This is a genomic window from Citrobacter sp. TBCS-14, from assembly GCF_005280805.1.
Lineage (GTDB): Bacteria > Pseudomonadota > Gammaproteobacteria > Enterobacterales > Enterobacteriaceae > Citrobacter > Citrobacter gillenii.
Window position 1 is genome coordinate 1 of sequence record NZ_SZWM01000236.1, and the last position, 211, is coordinate 211.

Genomic DNA, 211 nt, shown 5'->3' on the forward strand with positions numbered 1-211 from the left:
GTAGAAACCATGAACGACCTGCTGCCGGGGATGATTCTGGAAGGGGCGGTCACCAACGTCACCAACTTCGGCGCGTTTGTGGATATCGGCGTTCATCAGGATGGACTGGTGCATATCTCTTCATTGTCGAATAAGTTCGTCGACGATCCACACACCGTGGTGAAAGCGGGCGACATCGTGAAGGTGAAAGTGCTGGAAGTGGACCTGCAAC

1 protein-coding gene is annotated in these 211 nt (G+C 54.0%); it reads left to right on the forward strand.

Translation table 11 applies throughout. The annotated features are described in order from the left end of the window. A partial coding sequence (locus FDX22_RS12265) for a S1 RNA-binding domain-containing protein (protein WP_146717263.1) occupies window positions 1-211 on the forward strand: 211 nt, incomplete at both ends.